16 protein-coding genes are annotated in these 18230 nt (G+C 65.5%); 14 read left to right on the forward strand and 2 right to left on the reverse strand.

The genetic code is table 11. The features are described from left to right. Positions 1-387: 387 nt before the first annotated feature. Positions 388-1122 carry a Crp/Fnr family transcriptional regulator gene (locus tag IV113_RS10145; protein WP_291083957.1) on the reverse strand — a complete coding sequence of 245 codons (735 nt, stop codon included), beginning with the start codon at positions 1120-1122 and terminating at the stop codon, positions 388-390. A gap of 171 nt (positions 1123-1293) precedes the next feature. On the opposite strand from IV113_RS10145, the gene IV113_RS10150 reads away from it, so the two are divergent. The 10 genes from IV113_RS10150 to IV113_RS10195 all read left to right on the forward strand — a co-directional run bounded on the left by IV113_RS10150 (position 1294) and on the right by IV113_RS10195 (position 12489). Then, positions 1294-3240 (forward strand): AMP-binding protein, encoded by a 1947-nt coding sequence (locus IV113_RS10150; RefSeq protein ID WP_291083960.1) that lies wholly within the window; start codon positions 1294-1296, stop codon positions 3238-3240. Positions 3241-3247: 7 nt separating this feature from the next. Further along, entirely contained in the window at positions 3248-4042 is a 795-nt protein-coding gene (locus tag IV113_RS10155) for an ABC transporter ATP-binding protein (protein ID WP_291083963.1), read from the forward strand. 105 nt (positions 4043-4147) lie between these two features. Continuing rightward, positions 4148-5077: a branched-chain amino acid ABC transporter permease gene (locus tag IV113_RS10160; protein WP_291083967.1), complete on the forward strand. Its 930-nt coding sequence runs from the start codon at positions 4148-4150 to the stop codon at positions 5075-5077. A 24-nt stretch (positions 5078-5101) separates the two neighbouring features. Next, on the forward strand, positions 5102-6178 hold the full coding sequence (locus tag IV113_RS10165) for a branched-chain amino acid ABC transporter permease (protein WP_291083969.1): 1077 nt from the start codon (positions 5102-5104) through the stop codon (positions 6176-6178). Between the two features lie 88 nt (positions 6179-6266). Next, entirely contained in the window at positions 6267-7604 is a 1338-nt protein-coding gene (locus tag IV113_RS10170) for an ABC transporter substrate-binding protein (protein WP_291083971.1), read from the forward strand. An 89-nt stretch (positions 7605-7693) separates the two neighbouring features. Continuing rightward, the gene (locus IV113_RS10175; protein ID WP_291083974.1) at positions 7694-8515 is read left to right on the forward strand and encodes an ABC transporter ATP-binding protein; all 822 of its coding nucleotides are present in this window, start codon (positions 7694-7696) and stop codon (positions 8513-8515) included. 126 nt (positions 8516-8641) lie between these two features. Further along, entirely contained in the window at positions 8642-9895 is a 1254-nt protein-coding gene (locus IV113_RS10180) for an AMP-binding protein (protein WP_291083999.1), read from the forward strand. Between the two features lie 148 nt (positions 9896-10043). After that, on the forward strand, positions 10044-11027 hold the full coding sequence (locus IV113_RS10185; protein WP_291084002.1) for a tripartite tricarboxylate transporter substrate-binding protein: 984 nt from the start codon (positions 10044-10046) through the stop codon (positions 11025-11027). 101 nt (positions 11028-11128) lie between these two features. Next, positions 11129-11500, forward strand: coding sequence for a hypothetical protein (locus tag IV113_RS10190; RefSeq protein WP_291084005.1), 372 nt, complete (start codon positions 11129-11131; stop codon positions 11498-11500). Next, positions 11497-12489: a tripartite tricarboxylate transporter substrate binding protein gene (locus tag IV113_RS10195; RefSeq protein WP_291084008.1), complete on the forward strand. Its 993-nt coding sequence runs from the start codon at positions 11497-11499 to the stop codon at positions 12487-12489. The genes IV113_RS10190 and IV113_RS10195 overlap by 4 nt, the downstream gene beginning before the upstream one ends. A gap of 228 nt (positions 12490-12717) precedes the next feature. Here the strand turns inward: IV113_RS10195 and IV113_RS10200 are convergent, their stop codons facing one another. Further along, the gene (locus IV113_RS10200) at positions 12718-13044 is read right to left on the reverse strand and encodes a DUF1840 domain-containing protein (protein WP_291084011.1); all 327 of its coding nucleotides are present in this window, start codon (positions 13042-13044) and stop codon (positions 12718-12720) included. Positions 13045-13164: 120 nt separating this feature from the next. On the opposite strand from IV113_RS10200, the gene IV113_RS10205 reads away from it, so the two are divergent. From IV113_RS10205 to IV113_RS10220, 4 genes are all read left to right on the forward strand, one after another. Beyond that, complete coding sequence (locus IV113_RS10205) at positions 13165-15579, forward strand: bifunctional salicylyl-CoA 5-hydroxylase/oxidoreductase (RefSeq protein ID WP_291084014.1); 2415 nt, start codon at positions 13165-13167, stop codon at positions 15577-15579. A 110-nt stretch (positions 15580-15689) separates the two neighbouring features. Further along, on the forward strand, positions 15690-16169 hold the full coding sequence (locus tag IV113_RS10210; protein ID WP_291084181.1) for a MarR family transcriptional regulator: 480 nt from the start codon (positions 15690-15692) through the stop codon (positions 16167-16169). Continuing rightward, positions 16166-17020, forward strand: a complete 855-nt coding sequence (locus IV113_RS10215) for an enoyl-CoA hydratase family protein (RefSeq protein WP_291084017.1) — start codon at positions 16166-16168, stop codon at positions 17018-17020. The genes IV113_RS10210 and IV113_RS10215 overlap by 4 nt, the downstream gene beginning before the upstream one ends. Before the next feature lies 1 nt (position 17021). After that, a complete protein-coding gene (locus IV113_RS10220; protein ID WP_291084020.1) occupies positions 17022-18221 on the forward strand; it encodes an acyl-CoA dehydrogenase family protein in 1200 nt (399 codons plus the stop codon). Positions 18222-18230 lie beyond the last annotated feature (9 nt).

The raw sequence follows: 18230 nt of genomic DNA on the forward strand, positions 1-18230 counted from the left end.
GGACGCGGTGCGGCGGACGGACCGCGCGGTGCTCGCTCGGCTGCCCCCGAGGGCGGATCGGCGCGGCGCGGCGCCGGGCGCTCGCTCCAGCCGCGGTCTTCGCCGCGCGGGGCGTTTGCGGGCCCTGAGCGTGGGCCGTCTGACCCATAGCGCGGGCGCTCGGTGCGCTCGGTGCGCTCGCCTTCGGGGCCGGCGCGCTTTGCGCCGTAGCCCGGTGACGGGTCACGCGGCGGCTTGGGTGCCGAGGCCGACACGGTCTTGGCGCGGGCCGGGCCGGGTGGGCGCACCGGCGCTCGGCGCGGCGCGCGGGGATCGGCGGGTGGTTTGTTGGCTGCGCCCGGATTGAGCTTGAGCGTGCGGGCGGGTTTGTCGGTCGTCATGGGTCGATCATCCTTCATCCAATTGCCCGGACCTGAGAGCGGCGAGATCGAGCACACGCAGGCCGCCGTATTCCACCCGGATCCAGCCCTTGGCCGCCAGCGTGGTCAGGGCTTCGTTGGTGCGTTGGCGCGACAGGCCCACCAGGTAGGCCAGCTCCTGCTGCGTGATGCGCAGAATGCCGCCCACGTTGGGCGAGAGCAGCGGGTGGAACAGCGCGGCCAGGTTGCGTGCCACGCGCAGGTCGGGACTGCCCAGGCGATCGATCTCGCGCGCGGCGATGAACTGCCCCAGGCGCTCGTTGAGCTGGTACATCACGAAACGGTTGAAGCCGATCGAGTGGTCGAGCAGCCAGTCAAACGTCTCCACCGGCAGACCGGCCACGCGGCTCTTGCGCAGCGCCTGGATGTTGTAGCGGTACTGCTCGTGCTTGAGCAACGTGCCCTCGCCAAACCAGCCACCGGGCGCCACACCGGTGAAGGTGACCACCGGACCTTGCGAATCGTCGTTGCTCATCTTGAGCAGGCCATCCACCAGACCAAACCAGTACGTCACCGGCCGGCCAAAGCGGCAGATGATGTCGCCCGTGTCGGCTTCACCCACCACCAGTGCATCCACGGCCCGCATCCGCTCGATCGGCGTCAAGCGCTCCAGCCAGGGAATTTCGGCCAGCTCCGCCTCGGTGGGCGCGCGCGCGCGATCGCGCAGATCGCTGCCGGAACGGTGGGGGGCGAAGGGGTTCATGGCGAGGTGAAAGGCGAAATCCCGTAGGGGAAAGTCCTAGGAGGGATGACCCGCAATTGTCGTCGTACCGACAACATGACGTCAAACGAAGTCATACGATCCGCTTCATCAATGAGTGTCCTTCGAGGGACATTCAAACGCCGGCGAACCGGATCGGCCCAGGAGACACACATGCAAACGACGTTCCCCCAGCTGCTGCTGGACCACGCCCAGCGCCGCCCCGCCGCGCCGGCGATGCGCGAGAAGGAATACGGCATCTGGCAGACCACGAGCTGGAGCAACATGGCCCGGCTGGTCGAGGCCCTGGCTTGCGGTTTGCACCAGGCCGGCCTGCAGCGCGGCGAACACATGGTCGTGATCGGTGCCAACCGCCCCCGGCTCTACGCCACCATGCTGGCCGCGCAGTCGCTCGGCGCGATCCCGATTCCGCTCTACCAGGACGCCGTGGGTGGTGAATGCGTCTTCCCGATCAACAACGCCGAGGTGCGCTTCTGCGTGGTGGAAGACCAGGAGCAAGTCGACAAGATGCTGGAGATCCGCGAGCAGTGCCCGCAGCTCTCTCACATCTACTACGACGACCCGCGCGGCCTGCGCAACTACGACCAGCCCGGCCTCGGTGGCATGGAAGCGCTGATCGCCGCCGGCCAGGCGCACGCCAAAGCCCACCCGCAGCTGTTCGGCGAACAGGTGGCCGCCTGCCGGCCCGACGACGTGGCCGCCATGTTCTTCACCAGCGGCACCACCGGCAATCCCAAGGGCGTGGTGCACACCCACCACACGCTGATCAACCGCGCCGACGTGGGCGCGCGCTTCGACAAACTCACCCCGGCCGACGAGGTGCTGGCCTACATGCCGCCGGCCTGGATCGGGCAGAACATCTTTTCCTACGCGCAGTGGCTGGTGGCCGGCTACGTGGTGAACTGCCCCGAATCCGGCGCCACAGTCACCATCGACCTGAAGGAAGTGGGCCCGACCTACTACTTCGCACCACCCCGCGTGTTTGAAGGCCTGCTCACCAGCGTGATGATCCGCATGGAAGACGCCGGCGCCTTGAAGCGCGGCATGTTCCATTACTTCATGGACGTGGCCCGTCGCGTGGGCCCTATCCGCATGGACGGCAAGTCCATCGGCCTCGTCGACGCCATCAAATACAAGCTGGGCGACTGGCTCGTCTACGGCCCGCTGAGGAACAACCTCGGCATGAGCCGCGTGCGCGTGGCCTACACCGCAGGCGAAGCCATCGGTCCCGACCTCTTTTCCTTCTACCGCTCCATCGGCATCAACCTCAAGCAGCTCTACGGCTCCACCGAGACCGCCGTCTTCGTCTGCCTGCAGCCCGATCACGAAGCCCGCGCCGACACCGTGGGCGTGCCCTGCGAGGGCGTGGAGATCAAGCTCTCGGACTCCGGCGAGATCCTGGTGAAGTCCCCCGGCCTCTTGAAGGGCTACTACAAGAACCCGACCGCCACGGCCGAGGTACTCACCGCAGACGGTTGGTACCACACGAGTGATGCCGGCTTCATCGACGCTTCCGGCCACCTGAAGATCATCGACCGTGTGAAAGACGTGGGCCGCATCCTGGGTGGGGATCACGACGGCGCCATGTTCGCGCCCAAGTACGTGGAGAACAAACTCAAGTTCTTCTCGTACATCAAGGAAGCCGTGGCGCTGGGCGACAAGCGCGACCGGGTGTGCGTGATGCTCAACATCGACTTCGAGGCGGTGGGCAACTGGGCCGAGCGGCGCAACCTCTCTTACGCCGGCTACACCGATCTCGCGCAAAAGCCCGAGGTGTACGAACTCATCCGCGACTGCGTGGAGAAGGTGAACGCCGACCTGAGCCGCGACGAATTGCTCGCGGGCAGTCAGATCAGCCGCTTCCTGGTGCTGCACAAGGAGCTGGACGCCGACGACGGTGAACTCACCCGCACGAACAAGGTGCGCCGCGGCTTCATCAGCGAACGTTATGCCGCGCTGGTGGACGCGCTCTACAGCGGGCGGACCGAGCAGTACATCGAAACCCAGGTGAAGTTTGAAGACGGGCGCAGCGGCTCGGTCAACGCCACGCTGAAGCTGGGTGACGCCAAGACCTTTGCCCCGGTGAAAGCCGCAGCCTGAACACCCCATGAGCAAAAAAATCGGCGACGTCATCCTCGACGTCCACAACATCAGCCTTCGCTTCGGTGGCGTCAAGGCGCTCACCGACATCAGTTTCAACGTGCGCGAACACGAGGTGCGCGCCATCATCGGGCCCAACGGCGCGGGCAAGAGCTCCATGCTCAACTGCATCAACGGCGTGTACCAGCCGCAGGAAGGCTCGATCAGCTTTCGGGGCCAGACCTTCAAGCACATGAACAGCCGCCAGGTGGCCGAGATGGGCATCGCGCGCACCTTCCAGAACCTCGCGCTGTTCAAGGGCATGAGCGTGATCGACAACATCATGACCGGGCGCAACCTGCGCATCAAAAGCAACATCTTTGCGCAGGCGTTCCGCAACCCCTTCGGCATTGGTGGGGCGCAGAAGGAAGAAGAAGCGCAGCGCGAGTTCGTCGAACACATCATCGACTTCCTGGAGATCCAGGCGCACCGCAAGACGCCGGTGGGGCAACTGCCCTACGGCCTGCAAAAGCGGGTGGACCTGGGCCGCGCCCTGGCCATGGAGCCGCAGGTGTTGCTGCTGGACGAACCCATGGCCGGCATGAACCTGGAGGAGAAGCAGGACATGAGCCGCTTCATCCTGGACGTGAACGACGAGTTCGGCACCACCATCGTGCTGATCGAGCACGACATGGGCGTGGTGATGGACATCTCCGACCGCGTGGTGGTGCTGGACTACGGCAAGAAGATCGGCGACGGCACACCCGAAGAGGTGCGCTCCAACGAAGAAGTCATCAGCGCCTACCTTGGAACTTCCCACTGAGATGAACCGAAACCCCGTTCGGGCTGAGCCTGTCGAAGCCCTCCACACCAACACCGCCAGAGCCCTTCGACAGGCTCAGGGCGAACGGCCGTAAAGGCACTTGATATGGCATTCTTTCTTGAAGCACTTCTCGGCGGCCTGATGGCCGGCATGCTGTATTCGTTGGTCGCGCTGGGCTTCGTGCTCATTTACAAGGCCTCGGGCGTCTTCAACTTCGCGCAAGGTGCCATGGTGCTGTTCGCAGCGCTGGCCATGGCGCGCTTCTCGGGCTGGGTGCCGGGCTGGCTCGGCATTGAAGACAAGTTCCTGGGCAACCTGATCGCCTTCGTCATGGCGGGTGCGCTCATGTTTGTATTGGCCTGGCTGATCGAGCGCCTGGTGCTGCGCCACCTGGTCAACCAGGAGGGTGTGACGCTCCTGATGGCCACGCTGGGCATCACCTACTTTCTCGACGGGCTGGGCCAGACCATCTTCGGCTCGGACATCTACCAGATCGACGTGGGCATGCCCAAGGACCCGGTCTTCCTGTTCGAAGGCACCTTTGAAGGCGGCGTGCTGGTCAACCTCGAAGACGTCTACGCCGCCTGTGTGGCCGCCCTGCTGGTGGCCGTGCTCTCGCTGTTCTTCCAGAAGACCTCCACCGGACGCGCGCTGCGCGCCGTGGCCGATGACCACCAGGCCGCTCAATCCATCGGCATTCCCTTGAACCGCATCTGGGTCATCGTCTGGTTCGTCGCCGGCATCACCGCGCTGGTGGCCGGGATCATCTGGGGCTCCAAGCTGGGTGTGCAGTTCTCGCTCACCACGGTGGCCCTGCGCGCCCTGCCCGTGATCATCCTGGGCGGCCTCACCTCGGTGCCCGGCGCCATCATCGGCGGCCTGATCATCGGCGTGGGCGAGAAGCTCTCCGAGGTGTATCTGGGCCCCTATGTGGGCGGGGGCATCGAGATCTGGTTTGCGTATGTGCTGGCGCTGGTGTTCCTGCTCTTCAGGCCGCAGGGCTTGTTCGGCGAAAAGATCATTGACCGCGTCTGAAACAGAACAAGAAGAAAGCCCACCATGTTCTATCGTGAAAACGGTCAATTCAAGACCTCCTACCGCGCCGACCAGCAGATCTTCCCGATCGCGCAGGACCGCTGGGTCATCCTGGCCTTCATCGCCTTTGCCTTCATCGGCGTGCCCATGCTGGTCGATGAATACATGTTCCGCGCCATCCTCATCCCCTTCCTGATCCTGGCGCTGGCCGCCCTGGGGGTGAACATCCTGGTGGGCTACTGCGGGCAGATCAGCCTGGGCTCGGGCGCCTTCATGGCCGTGGGTGCCTACATGGCCTACAACACCTACGTGCGCATCGACGGCATGCCCGTGATCATCGCCCTGCTCTCCGGGGGCTTCTTCGCCACGCTGGTGGGCATGTTCTTCGGCATCCCCAGCCTGCGTGTGAAAGGGCTCTATCTGGCCGTGGCCACGCTGGCCGCGCAGTTCTTCTGCGACTGGGCGTTCCTGCGCATCGGCTGGTTCACCAACAACACCGCCTCAGGCTCGGTCTCGATCTCCAACCTCGCCGTGCTGGGCTGGACCATCGACACCCCGATGGAGAAGTACCTCTTCTGTCTGGGCTTCCTGGTGGTCTTCGCCTTGCTGGCCAAGAACCTGGTGCGCTCGGCCATCGGGCGCGAGTGGATGGCCATCCGCGACATGGACGTGGCCGCCGCGGTGATCGGCATCCGCCCGATGTACGCCAAGCTCAGCGCCTTCGCGGTGAGCTCCTTCATCATCGGCGTGGCCGGGGGCCTGTGGGGCTTCGTGCACCTGGGCTCCTGGGAGCCCGCGGCCTTCTCCATCGACCGCAGCTTCCAGCTGCTCTTCATGGTGATCATCGGCGGCATGGGCTCCATCATGGGCAGCTTCTTTGGCGCGGCCTTCATCGTCGTGCTGCCCATCTTCCTCAACCAGTTCCTGCCCGCCCTGGGCTCCCTCTTCGGCGTGGAGATCTCCACCGCGGCCGTCTCCCACACCGAGTTCATGGTCTTCGGCGCGCTCATCGTCTGGTTCCTCATCGTCGAGCCCCACGGCCTGGCCAAGCTCTGGAGCATCGCCAAACAGAAGTTGCGGCTCTGGCCCTTTCCGCACTGAGTTCGGAACGGCGCGGGCCGTCCGACATCCAAGGGTCATGGTGTGTTGTGTTGATCTGTGTGTTTGATTCTTATTAGGAGACAACGAAATGAAGCTGCGAAAACTTGTGCTTTCCCTGTCCGTGGCCTGCGCCGGCCTGTCCTCCGCGCTGGTGGCGCCGAGCGCCATGGCGCAAGCCAAGGAACAGTTCTTCCCCGTGCTGGTGTACCGCACCGGCGCCTACGCACCCAACGGCGTGCCCTTCGCCAACGGCTACGTGGACTACCTCAAGCTGGTCAACGAGCGTGGCGGCATCAACGGTGTAAAGGTCTCGTTTGAGGAATGCGAAACCGGCTATGCAACCGACCGCGGCGTGGAGTGCTACGAGCGCCTCAAAGGCAAGAACGGTGGCGCCACGGTGTTCCAGCCGTTGTCCACCGGCATCACCTTCGCGCTGACGGAAAAGGCCCCCGGCGACAAGATCCCGCTGATCACCGCTGGCTATGGCCGCAGCGAATCGGCCGACGGCGGCGTGTTCAAGTGGAACTTCCCGCTCTCAGGCACCTACTGGGTGGCCGCCGACACGCTGATCCAGCACATCGCCAAAAAAGAAGGCGGCGTGGACAAGCTCAAGGGCAAGAAGATCACGCTGATCTACCACGACAGCCCGTTCGGCAAGGAACCCATTCCGCTGCTGCAGGAACGTGCGTCCATGCACGGCTTCACGCTCAGCCTGCTGCCCGTCACGCACCCTGGTGTGGAGCAGAAAGCCACCTGGCTGCAGATCCGCCAGAACCGTCCGGACTACGTGCTCAACTGGGGCTGGGGCGTGATGAACTCCACCGCCCTGAAGGAAGCCCAGGCCACCGGCTTCCCGCGCGAGAAGATGTACGGCGTGTGGTGGGCGGGAGCCGAGCCGGACGTGAAAGACGTGGGCATGGGTGCCAAGGGCTACAACGCCATCATGATGCAGCACGGTGCCGAACCCGAGGCGGCCGTGGTCAAGGAAATCCTGACCAAGGTGCACGGCAAGGGCCAGGGCACGGGACCGAAAGAGGAAGTCGGCCAGGTGCTGTACATGCGCGGCCTGCAGGCGGCCATGTTGGCGGTCGAAGGCGTGCGAGCCGCACAGGACCGCTACGGCAAGGGCAAGGTCATCACGGGTGAGCAGGCCCGCTGGGGTTACGAGAACCTGAACCTGACCCAGGCCAAGCTCGATGCGCTGGGCTTCAAGGGGGTGATGCGCCCGATCTCCACCAGCTGCCAAGACCACATGGGCGCTTCATGGGCCCGCGTGCACACCTGGAACGGCACCAAGTTCGAATGGACCTCCGACTGGCTGCAGGGCGACGAGCAGATCATCCGCCCGATGGTGAAGGCCGCGGCTGACAAGTACGCCGCCGAAAAGAAGCTCACACGCCGCACCGGCGCCGACTGCCAGAGCTGATGACTGGCTGAACCTGGCGGCTCGAAAGAGCCGCCAATTCAAAGACCTGCGCACAGCCGGTTTTTGAATTGGCCACACAGGACACTTCCATGACCACCCCAGAGAGCACCCCCAATATCGTCCTCAACGTCAACGGCATCGAGGTCATCTACAACCACGTGATCCTCGTGCTCAAGGGCGTCTCGCTCAACGTGCCCGAAGGCAAGATCGCGGCCGTTCTCGGGGGCAACGGCGCAGGCAAGACCACCACCTTGCGCGCCATCTCCAACCTCTTGAAGGCCGAGCGCGGCGAAGTCACCAAGGGCAGCATCGAGCTGCGCGGCGAGCGCATCGAGAACCTCAGCACCTCCGATCTGGTGCACCGCGGCGTGGTGCAGGTGATGGAAGGGCGGCACTGCTTCGCCCACCTGACCATCGAGGAAAACCTCATGACCGGCTCCTACACCCGCAAGGACAAGGGCGAGATCGCGCGCAACCTCGAAAAGGTCTACACCTACTTCCCGCGCCTGAAGACCCGGCGCACCAGCCAGGCCGCGTACACCTCGGGTGGCGAGCAGCAGATGTGCGCCATCGGCCGTGCCCTCATGACCAACCCCAGCGTGATGCTGCTCGACGAGCCCTCCATGGGCCTGGCGCCGCAGATCGTCGAAGAGGTGTTCGAGATCGTGAAAGACCTGAACCAGAAGGAGAAGGTCACCTTCCTGCTGGCGGAGCAGAACACCAACATGGCGCTGCAGTACGCCGACTACGGCTACATCATGGAGAGCGGGCGCATCGTGATGGACGGTCTGGCCAGCGATCTGCGCAACAACGAAGACGTGAAAGAGTTCTACCTCGGCATGGGCGGCGGCGAGCGCAAGAACTTCAAGGATGTGAAAAGCTACAAGCGCAGGAAAAGGTGGCTGGCCTGATGGCCCACCCCCGCGCCGCGCCGTCGGTGCGTCACCCCCCCGGGAGCGATGCCTGCGGCCCGGCGAAGCCGGTTCCGGCGTCATCCCCGAATCAACTTCCCCTCACTCCAACGCATCTGGATTGTCATGAACGAGTTTTTCGACGCTCTTGAAACGCGATCCTCCGATCAGCGCGGGGCTGAACAGATGGCGGCGCTGCCCTTGCAGGTCGCGCACGCACAACGCAACAGCCCGGCCTTTGCCGAGATCCTGCGCAGCATCGACGCAGCGGCCATCAACAGCCGTGCTGCGCTCGCCCGCCTGCCGGTCACGCGCAAGAGTGAACTGCTGGAGCGCCAGAAGGCTTCGCGCGCACAAGGTGGTGATGCCTTTGGCGGCTTTGCGGCATTGGTGCGTGGCCCGGCCATGTCGCGCGTGTTTGCGAGTCCCGGTCCGATCTACGAGCCCGAGGGCACGGGGCGCGACTACTGGCGCGCCGGTCGTGCGTTGTTCGCTGCTGGCTTTCGCGCTGGTGAGCTCGTTCACAACAGCTTCAGCTACCACATGACACCGGGTGCGTTCATCCTCGAATCGGGCGCACACGCCGTGGGTTGCACCGTGTTCCCTGCCGGCACCGGCCAGACCGAGCAGCAACTCGACGCCATGGTGGACCTCAAGCCCGCTGGCTACACCGGCACGCCGAGTTTCCTGCGCATCCTGCTGGAGAAAGCCCGGGATACCGGCGTCGACATCCGCAGCCTCACCAAGGCATCGGTCGGTGGTGAAGCCTGTCCGCCCAGCCTCACCGCCTGGTTCAAGGAACAGGGCCTGAGCGTGTACCAGACCTACGCCACGGCCGACCTGGGACTGGTGGCCTACGAGACGCAGGCCCGCCAGGGTCTGGTGCTCGACGAAGGGGTGATCGTCGAGATCGTTCGGCCCGGCACCGGCGACCCGGTGCCCGAAGGTGAAGTGGGTGAGCTCGTGGTGACCACGCTCAACACGGCTTACCCCCTGATCCGGTTCGGCACAGGCGATCTCTCCGCCATCCTGCCCGGCCAATGCCCCACGGGCCGCACCGCCCAACGCATCAAGGGCTGGATGGGCCGGGCCGACCAGACCACCAAGGTGCGGGGCATGTTCGTGCACGCCTCCCAGGTGGCCGACATCGCCCGGCGCTTTCCACAGGTGCACAAGGCGCGCCTGGTGATCAGCGGGGAGATGGCCAATGACCAGATGTGCCTGAAGGTCGAGGCCAGCGAGGCCGACGACACGCTGCGCGAGCTGATCGCGGTCGCGGTGCGCGATGTCACCAAACTGCGGGGCGATGTGCAGCTGGTGCCACCCGGCAGCCTGCCCAACGACGGCAAGGTGATCGAGGACGCGCGCAGCTACCAGTGATGCAGGAGGCCCGCTCGAACGCGACGTGACTCTGGCTGCAGCGCAGCAGAGGGTTTTCCCAGGCGGCCAGCTAAGTAATTTCCGCGATTTCCCGCTGTCACATGGGGGATACCATTTGAGCGTTCCCTAAACTCAGATGGAGATCTCCATGAAAAAACTGCTTGCTGTCGCTTTGGCGGCCACCGTTTCAGCCGGCGCATTTGCGCAGGCCTTCCCCGCGAAACCCATCACGTTCGTGGTGCCTTTCGCCGCCGGCGGCCCCACCGACCTGGTGGCTCGCCGTCTGGCCGAAGCCATGCGCAAGCCCCTGGGCGGCGCCAACATCGTGGTTGAAAACGCCGCCGGTGCTGGCGGCACCATCGCCGGCACCAAGGTGGCCCGTGCCAACCCCGACGGCTATACCCTGCTGGTCTGGCACATCGGCATGGCCGCCACCACCAGCCTGTACCGCAAACAGCAGTTCAAGCCGCTCGAAGACTTCGAGTACCTGGGCATGATCAACGATGTGCCCATGACCCTGCTGGGCACCAACAAGCTCAACGCCAACACCTACCGCGACTTCGAGGCCTACATCCGCGCCAACGGCGGCAAGCTCAATCTGGCCCACGCCGGCCTGGGATCGGCTTCGCACATCTGCGGCCTGATGTGGCAGTCGGCCGTGAAGCTCGACAAGTCCATGACCACCATCGCCTACCGCGGCACCGGCCCGGCCATGAACGACCTGATCGGCGGCCAGGTGGACGTGATGTGCGACCAGACCACCAACACCACCGCGCAGATCGAAGCCGGCCGCGTGAAGGCCTTCGCCGTGACGACCGCCAAACGACTGGACGGCCACAAGCTGCTCAAGGACTACCCGTCGCTGCAGGAAATGGGTCTCAAGGGTTTCAACCTGACCATCTGGCACGCCCTGTACGCGCCCAAGGGCACACCGGCCGACGTGACCAAGAAGCTCAACGACGCACTGCAGGTGGCCCTGAAGGACCCCGAGTTCATCAAGAGCCAGGAAGAACTGGGCGCCATCGTCGTGACCGACAACCGTGTCACCCCCGCAGGCCACAAGGCTTTCGTGGCCAACGAGATCACCAAGCTCAAGACCGCCATCGACGCTGCCGGCCAGTTCGCCGATTGACCTGTTGAACACCCCTGCGGCGCTCTGCGCCGTCCCCTCAAGGGGACGACACCTTGGGCCGGCGGAGCCGGACCCTTGGTGTCTCTGATCGGAGACACCTCGTGATCGCCATCCGCGTCATCGACTCCATCACCGAACTGCAGCCCGCTGATGCGGGCTGCATTGCTTTGAGCGGTTCGCACGGGGGTTTGAGTTCGGCGCGGTACGCGCTGGCGGTCCGGCCGCTGCTCTCGGTCTTCAACGACGCGGGTGTGGGTCTGGACGCTGCCGGCATCGCAGGCCTGGAATTTCTGCAAACCCAAAACCTCGCCGCCTGCGCGGTGTCGCACACGAGTGCGCGCATCGGGCAGGCAGCCAGTACATTGGCCCATGGTGTGGTCAGCCACGCCAACGCTGCGGCGCAGGCCCTGGGCATTCGCACCCAAGAGCGCCTGCAACCGCAAGTAGACAACCTGAGCCGGAGACAAACATGAATCTTTCCCGTCGCACCCTCGTCGCACTGGCCGTGGCCACCACCGCCCTCCCGGGTCTGGTGGCAGCCCAAGCCGCCTGGCCGAGCAAGCCGATCCGCATCGTGGTGCCCTTTGCACCGGGCGGCACCACCGACATCCTCGCGCGCACGCTGGCGCCCGAACTCACCAAGGCGCTCGGTCAACCGGTGGTGGTGGAAAACCGCGCCGGCGCCGGCGGCAACATTGGCGCTGAGCTGGTGGCCAAGGCACCCAACGACGGCTACACCCTGCTCATGGGCACGGTGGGCACGCACGGCATCAACAAATCACTCTATTCAAAACTGCCCTACGACCCGCAGAAAGACTTTGCACCCATCACGCTGGTGGCCGGCGTGCCCAACGTGATGGTGATGAACACCAAGCGCGCGCAGGAGCTGGGCATCAACAACGTGGCCGACTTCATCAAGTACGCCAAGTCCCGCCCCGGCAAACTCAACATGGCGTCCAGCGGCAACGGCACCTCGATCCACCTGGCGGGCGAACTGTTCAAGTCGCGCACAGGCATTTTCATGACGCACATCCCCTACCGCGGATCGGGTCCGGCCATGACCGACATGCTCGGCGGCGCCATGGACGTGATGTTCGACAACCTGCCCTCCGCCATGCCGCACATTCAGGCCGGCGGCTTGAAGGCCTTTGCCGTGACCAGCGCGGTGCGCTCCAGCGCGCTGCCCGACACGCCCACGGTGGCCGAAGCCGGCGCACTTGCCGGTTTTGAAGCGAGTTCGTGGTTCGGTCTGCTGGCACCCGCAGGCACCCCGCCCGAGGTGGTGAACCGCCTGCAACAGGAAACCGCGAAGGCGCTGGGCCTGCCCGCGGTGAAAGAGCGGCTCGTGGCACAAGGCGCCATTCCCAGCGGCAACACCCCGGCAGAGTTCGGCAAGCTGATCGAAGCCGAGATCGCGAAGTGGGCGCCGGTGGTGAAGGCCTCTGGCGCCAGAGTTGATTGACCCCCGCCGCGCTGCGCGCGACCCCCTGAAAGGGGGCGATGCCTACGGCCCGGCGGAGCCGGTTCCGTGGCATCTCTGGGTTCGGGCATTGCGCTCCGGAGCGTGTTCCCGCTTCCAGCGCCAACCAAGGCAGCCGGAGAGATCCGATCCGCCGCCGGGCCGCCCCAAGGCGGATCAGCCCCCTCGGGGGGCAGCGGACCTCGCGCAGCGGGGGAGCGTGGGGGCCGTTCAGACCCCCCAGACGATGTCGACTGCTGCTTTTTCGCAGCGCTGCATCATTTCGATGAATGGCGCACTGCGCATGCGCAGACTGACCTGATCGAACTCCGGCGGTACATCCCCTCGCGCAGAGGCTTCTTCACGAAGCCTCTTCTGTTCGGCTTCTTCAAGCACGATGGCATCGCGGATGGCCTGGACGGCGGCCGGCATCTGCTGATGCATCACGACCCCCGGCCCTGAGGGATCTTTGCCGAGAATTTCCAACAGGCGCTTGCCGTGCTGTTTCAGCATCACCAGGTCGCCGGTTTCGCGGGATTTGAATCGGTACACGGACATAGAGACCTCCTTGAGCTGCATTTCATTGTTGCACCAAAGTACTCCATGGGGGCACGGGTACAGGCAAGATTCGGGTAAACCCGATTGAAGCTGAATAATTCAAGTCTAAACTAATTAGACATGAACACTCCAGACTCGGCTCTTCAACGCATCCTGTGCATCGGTGGCGGCCCGGCTGGCCTGTATTTCGCCTTGCTGATGAAGCGGCGTGATCCTTCGCTCACCGTGACGGTGGTCGAACGCAACCGGCCGTTCGACACCTTCGGCTGGGGCGTGGTGCTGTCGGATCAGACGCTGGGCAATCTGCGCGCGGCCGATCCTGAATCGGCCACGCTCATTGGCGAAGCCTTCAACCACTGGGACGACATCGAGGTCTTCTACAAGGGTGGTCGCGTGCGTTCGGGCGGCCACGGGTTCTGCGGCATCGGGCGCAAGAAGCTGCTCAACATCCTGCAAGACCGTTGCCTCGCATTGGGTGTCAACCTGGTGTTCGAGACCGACGTGACCGACGACCAGGCGCTGGCCGCCCAGTACAACGCCGATCTGGTGATCGCCAGCGACGGCCTCAACAGCCGCATCCGCACCCGCTACGCCGACACCTTCCAGCCCGACATCGACACGCGCGAATGCCGCTTCGTGTGGCTCGGCACCAAGAAAACCTTCGACGCCTTCACCTTCGATTTCGTGCAGACCGAGCACGGCTGGTTTCAGGCGCACGCCTACAAGTTCGACGGCGAAACCTCGACCTTCATCGTGGAAACACCCGAGGCGGTATGGAAGGCGCACGGCATCGACCAGATGGAGCAGGCCGAAGGTGTGGCGTTCTGCGAGCGCCTCTTCGCCGATCGGCTGGAAGGTCATGTGCTCATCAGCAACGCGCAGCACCTGCGCGGCTCGGCCAACTGGATCCGCTTCCCGCGTGTGATCTGCAAGACCTGGGTACACCGGGTTGAGGTGGCCGGTCGCCAGATACCCATCGTGCTCATGGGCGACTCTGCCCACACCGCCCACTTCTCCATCGGCAGCGGCACCAAGCTCGCACTCGAAGACGCGATCGACCTGGCCAACGAATTCACGCGCCACGCCAACGCCGATGTGTCCGAGGTGTTGCAGGGCTACGAGGCACGGCGCAGCGTGGAGGTGCTCAAGATCCAGAACGCTGCGCGCAACTCGACCGAGTGGTTCGAGAACGTGGACCGCTACACCGGCATGGAGGTGGAGCAGTTCGCCTACTCGCTGCTCACGCGCAGCCAGCGCATCAGCCACGAGAATTTGCGCCTGCGCGATGCAACCTGGCTCGAAGGCTACGAGTCGTGGCTTGAAGCGCAGGCCGATCCGGCGCCGGGCCGCCCCAAGCCGGATCAGCCCCCTCGGGGGGCAGCGACCCGCGCAGCGGCGGAGCGTGGGGGCTCACATCCGACACCGCCCATGCTGCTGCCGCTCACCGTGCGCGGGCTCACGCTGAAGAACCGCATCGTCGTCTCGCCCATGGCCCAGTACAGCGCGGTGGACGGCGCGGTGGGCGACTACCACTTGGTGCACCTGGGCGCGCGTGCGCTCGGTGGCGCGGCACTGGTGATGGTGGAGATGACCAGCCCCACGCCCGAGGGCCGCATCACGCCTGGCTGCCCCGGTCTGTGGAACGACGCGCAGCAGGCCGCCTTCGAGCGCATCGTGCACTTCACCCACGGCAGCCACGCGCACATCGGCATCCAGTTGGGCCACAGCGGCCCGAAGGGCTCCACGCAGCTGGGGTGGGAGCGCATCGACGAACCGCTGGAGTCCGGCAACTGGCCTGTGATCTCGGCCAGCGCCGTGCCCTACGGTCCGCAGAACCAGACACCGCGCGCCATGACCCGTGACGACATGGACGTGCTCACCGCCGCCTTCGTCGAGTCCACCCAACGTGCCGCAGCCGCCGGCTTCGACTGGCTCGAACTGCACGCAGCGCACGGCTACCTGCTCTCGGCCTTCATCTGCCCGCTGACCAACCTGCGCACCGACGAGTACGGCGGCACGCTGGAGAACCGCTGCCGCTACCCCCTGGAGGTGTTCACCGCCATGCGCGCCGTGTGGCCACAGGACCGACCCATGAGCGTGCGCATCTCCGCGCACGACTGGGCGCCCGGCGGCAACACGCCGGACGACGCGGTCGAGATCGCGCGGATGTTCAAGGCCGCCGGTTGCGACGTGATCGACGTGTCCTCAGGCCAGACCACGCGTGCGGCCAAGCCCATCTACGGCCGCATGTACCAGACACCGTTTGCCGACCGCGTGCGCAACGAGGCCGGCATCCTGACGATGGCGGTGGGCGCGATCAGCGAAGCCGACCACGCCAACAGCATCATCGCCGCCGGCCGCGCCGACCTTTGCGCCGTGGCTCGACCCCACCTGGCCGACCCGGCCTGGACCTTGCACGAGGCCGCCAAGCTGCAGACCCGCGCCCTGCAATGGCCACGCCAATACGACAGCGGCCGTGACCAGCTGTACCGCGAAACCGCGCGTCAGCAAGCCTTGAAAGAGGCGCAGCCATGACCATCAACGGGGAAGGCAAGAACCCGAGCCAGCCGCCGGGCCGCCCCAAGGCAGGCTCAGCCCCCTCGGGGGGCAGCGGACCTCGCGCAGCGGGGGAGCGTGGGGGTCTTCTGGATCTGGAAGCGCGTGCCCACAGCGAACATGCGCACGAGTTGCGTTTGTGGCTGCGTCTGCTCACCTGCTCACAACTGATCGAAAAGCGCGTGCGCGCCGGCCTGCGCGAGCAGTTCGACACCACGCTGCCGCGCTTTGACCTCATGGCCCAGCTGGAGCGCAACCCGGAGGGTTTGAAGATGAAAGAGCTCTCGCACCGGCTCATGGTCACCGGCGGCAATGTCACCGGCATCACCGACCAGCTGGTCAACGAAGGCCTGGTGGAGCGGCTGGGTGTGGACGGCGATCGCCGCGCGTTTCGGGTGGCGCTCACCGACCTCGGCCGCGCCACCTTCACCGAGATGGCACGCCAGCACGAGGAGTGGATAGTGGACGCCTTCGAAGGCCTGAGCCCGCGCGATCTGGAGAGCCTGCACAAGCTGCTGGGCAAGGTGAAGGCGCATCAACTCGACATCAACCAACGCATCGACGAATGAAACACCCCATCCCCGACCACAACCCCATGCGAGGCCAATACACCGCGATGGCCGATGCACGCCCCAGCCACTTCGCGCTCAGCGTGAACGAGGGTGTGGCCACCGTCACGCTCAACCGGCCCGAGCGCAAGAACCCGCTGACCTTCGAGTCGTATGCCGAGCTGCGCGACTGGTTCCTCGCCCTGCAGAAAAGCACCGACATCAAAGCCGTGGTACTCACTGGCGCGGGCGACAACTTCTGCTCGGGCGGCGATGTGCACGAGATCATTGGCCCGCTCACGAAGATGACCATGCCCGAGCTGCTGGCCTTCACCCGCATGACCGGTGCGCTGGTGAGCGCCATGCGGGCCTGTCCGCAACCCATCGTGGCCGCACTCGACGGCGTGTGTGCCGGGGCTGGCGCCATGATGGCTTTGGCCTCGGACCTGCGGCTGGGCACGCCAGCGGCCACGGTGGCCTTCCTGTTCACGCGTGTGGGTCTGGCCGGTGCCGACATGGGTGCCTGCGCGCTGTTGCCTCGCATGATCGGCCAGGGCCGCGCGAGCGAACTGCTGTTCACCGGCCGCGCGATGACCTCGGCCGAAGGCCATGCCTGGGGTTTCTACAACGCGCTGCACGAGAGCGCCGCGCTGCTCCCCGCTGCGCACAAGCTCGCCGCGCAACTCGCACAGGGCCCCACCTTCGCGCACGGCATGACCAAGACCATGCTGCATCAGGAGTGGGCCATGACGCTGGACCAGGCGATCGAGGCCGAGGCGCAGGCGCAGGCGATCTGCATGCAGACGCAGGACTTCCGGCGCGCGTACGAAGCATTCGCGGCCAAGCAGCGCCCGGTCTTTGAAGGGGATTGACATGGTCGCCTTCGAACACCCGCACGGCATGCATCCACCGCAAGCGCAGTGGGAACTGCCCTTCTTCGACGCGCACCACCGCGAGATGGCGCCGCGCCTGGCCGACTGGGCCGCGCTGCAGCACGTTGACGAAGCCGACGACCGCGCCGCGTGCAAGGACTGGGTGGCGCGCCTGGGCGAAGCTGGCTGGCTGCGCTATTGCGTGCCGGCCGCGCACGGCGGCGCCCTGCCCGCACTCGATTCGCGTTCGCTGGTGATCCTGCGCGAGACGCTCGCTTTCCACTCCCCGCTGGCCGACTTTGCGTTTGCCATGCAGGGGCTGGGCAGCGGTGTCATCACGCTCGCCGGCACGCCCGCGCAACAAGCGAGCTACCTGAGCGCGGTGGCCAGTGGCCAGAAGATCGCGGCCTTCGCGCTCAGCGAGCCCGAGGCCGGCTCCGACGTGGCGGCCATGGCCACGATGGCGGTACCGACCACCAGCGGCTGGACGATCGACGGCACCAAGACCTGGATCAGCAACGGCGACCTGGCCGACTTCTACGTGGTGTTCGCCAAGACCGACCCCGGGGCGGGCGCGCGTGGCATCAGCGCCTTCATCGTCGACGCACAGCACCAGGGCCTGGACAGCAGCGAACACCTCCACGTGATGGCGCCGCACCCACTGGCCACGCTGCGGTTCAACGGCTGCGCCATCGGCAGCGACGCGATGGTCGGCTCCTTGCACGGAGGCTTCAAGCTCGCCATGCAGACACTGGACATCTTCCGCGCCTCGGTGGCTGCGGCCGCGCTCGGCATGGCGCGCCGTGCGTTCGCCGAAGCGGTGGCGCAGGCCAAGCACCGCAAGATGTTTGGCCAGACGCTGGCCGATTTCCAGCTCACGCAGGCGCGCCTGGGCGAGATGAGCGCACTCATCGACGCCGCCGCCCTGCTCACCTACCGCGCCGCCTGGCAGCGCGACTGCAGCGCCACCCAGGGCGCAGGCACGCCGGCCTACACCACGGCCGCGGCCACCGCCAAGCTCACCGCCACTGAGAACGCGCAGCGCGTGATCGACATGGCGCTGCAGATGTTCGGTGGGCGCGGCGTGCAGGTGGGCCAGAAGATCGAGAGCCTGTACCGCGACATCCGATCGCTGCGCATCTACGAAGGCGCGAGCGAAGTGCAACTGCTCATCCTCGGTAAAGCCGCGCTGCGCGCCTGAACACACCAC

The sequence above is a fragment of the Hydrogenophaga sp. genome (assembly GCF_018780385.1).
Taxonomy (GTDB): Bacteria; Pseudomonadota; Gammaproteobacteria; order Burkholderiales; family Burkholderiaceae_C; genus Hydrogenophaga.

What these genes read in the sequence shown, in the direction of transcription:
- IV113_RS10160 (WP_291083967.1), top strand. Translation starts at nt 4,148, where the DNA reads ATGGCATTCTTTCTTGAAGCACTTCTCGGCGGCCTGATGGCCGGCATG.
- IV113_RS10195 (WP_291084008.1), top strand. Translation starts at nt 11,497, where the DNA reads ATGAATCTTTCCCGTCGCACCCTCGTCGCACTGGCCGTGGCCACCACC.
- IV113_RS10215 (WP_291084017.1), top strand. Translation starts at nt 16,166, where the DNA reads ATGAAACACCCCATCCCCGACCACAACCCCATGCGAGGCCAATACACC.
- IV113_RS10180 (WP_291083999.1), top strand. Translation starts at nt 8,642, where the DNA reads ATGAACGAGTTTTTCGACGCTCTTGAAACGCGATCCTCCGATCAGCGC.
- IV113_RS10200 (WP_291084011.1), bottom strand. Translation starts at nt 13,044, where the DNA reads ATGTCCGTGTACCGATTCAAATCCCGCGAAACCGGCGACCTGGTGATG.
- IV113_RS10205 (WP_291084014.1), top strand. Translation starts at nt 13,165, where the DNA reads ATGAACACTCCAGACTCGGCTCTTCAACGCATCCTGTGCATCGGTGGC.
- IV113_RS10165 (WP_291083969.1), top strand. Translation starts at nt 5,102, where the DNA reads ATGTTCTATCGTGAAAACGGTCAATTCAAGACCTCCTACCGCGCCGAC.
- IV113_RS10145 (WP_291083957.1), bottom strand. Translation starts at nt 1,122, where the DNA reads ATGAACCCCTTCGCCCCCCACCGTTCCGGCAGCGATCTGCGCGATCGC.
- IV113_RS10175 (WP_291083974.1), top strand. Translation starts at nt 7,694, where the DNA reads ATGACCACCCCAGAGAGCACCCCCAATATCGTCCTCAACGTCAACGGC.
- IV113_RS10155 (WP_291083963.1), top strand. Translation starts at nt 3,248, where the DNA reads ATGAGCAAAAAAATCGGCGACGTCATCCTCGACGTCCACAACATCAGC.
- IV113_RS10185 (WP_291084002.1), top strand. Translation starts at nt 10,044, where the DNA reads ATGAAAAAACTGCTTGCTGTCGCTTTGGCGGCCACCGTTTCAGCCGGC.
- IV113_RS10150 (WP_291083960.1), top strand. Translation starts at nt 1,294, where the DNA reads ATGCAAACGACGTTCCCCCAGCTGCTGCTGGACCACGCCCAGCGCCGC.
- IV113_RS10220 (WP_291084020.1), top strand. Translation starts at nt 17,022, where the DNA reads ATGGTCGCCTTCGAACACCCGCACGGCATGCATCCACCGCAAGCGCAG.
- IV113_RS10170 (WP_291083971.1), top strand. Translation starts at nt 6,267, where the DNA reads ATGAAGCTGCGAAAACTTGTGCTTTCCCTGTCCGTGGCCTGCGCCGGC.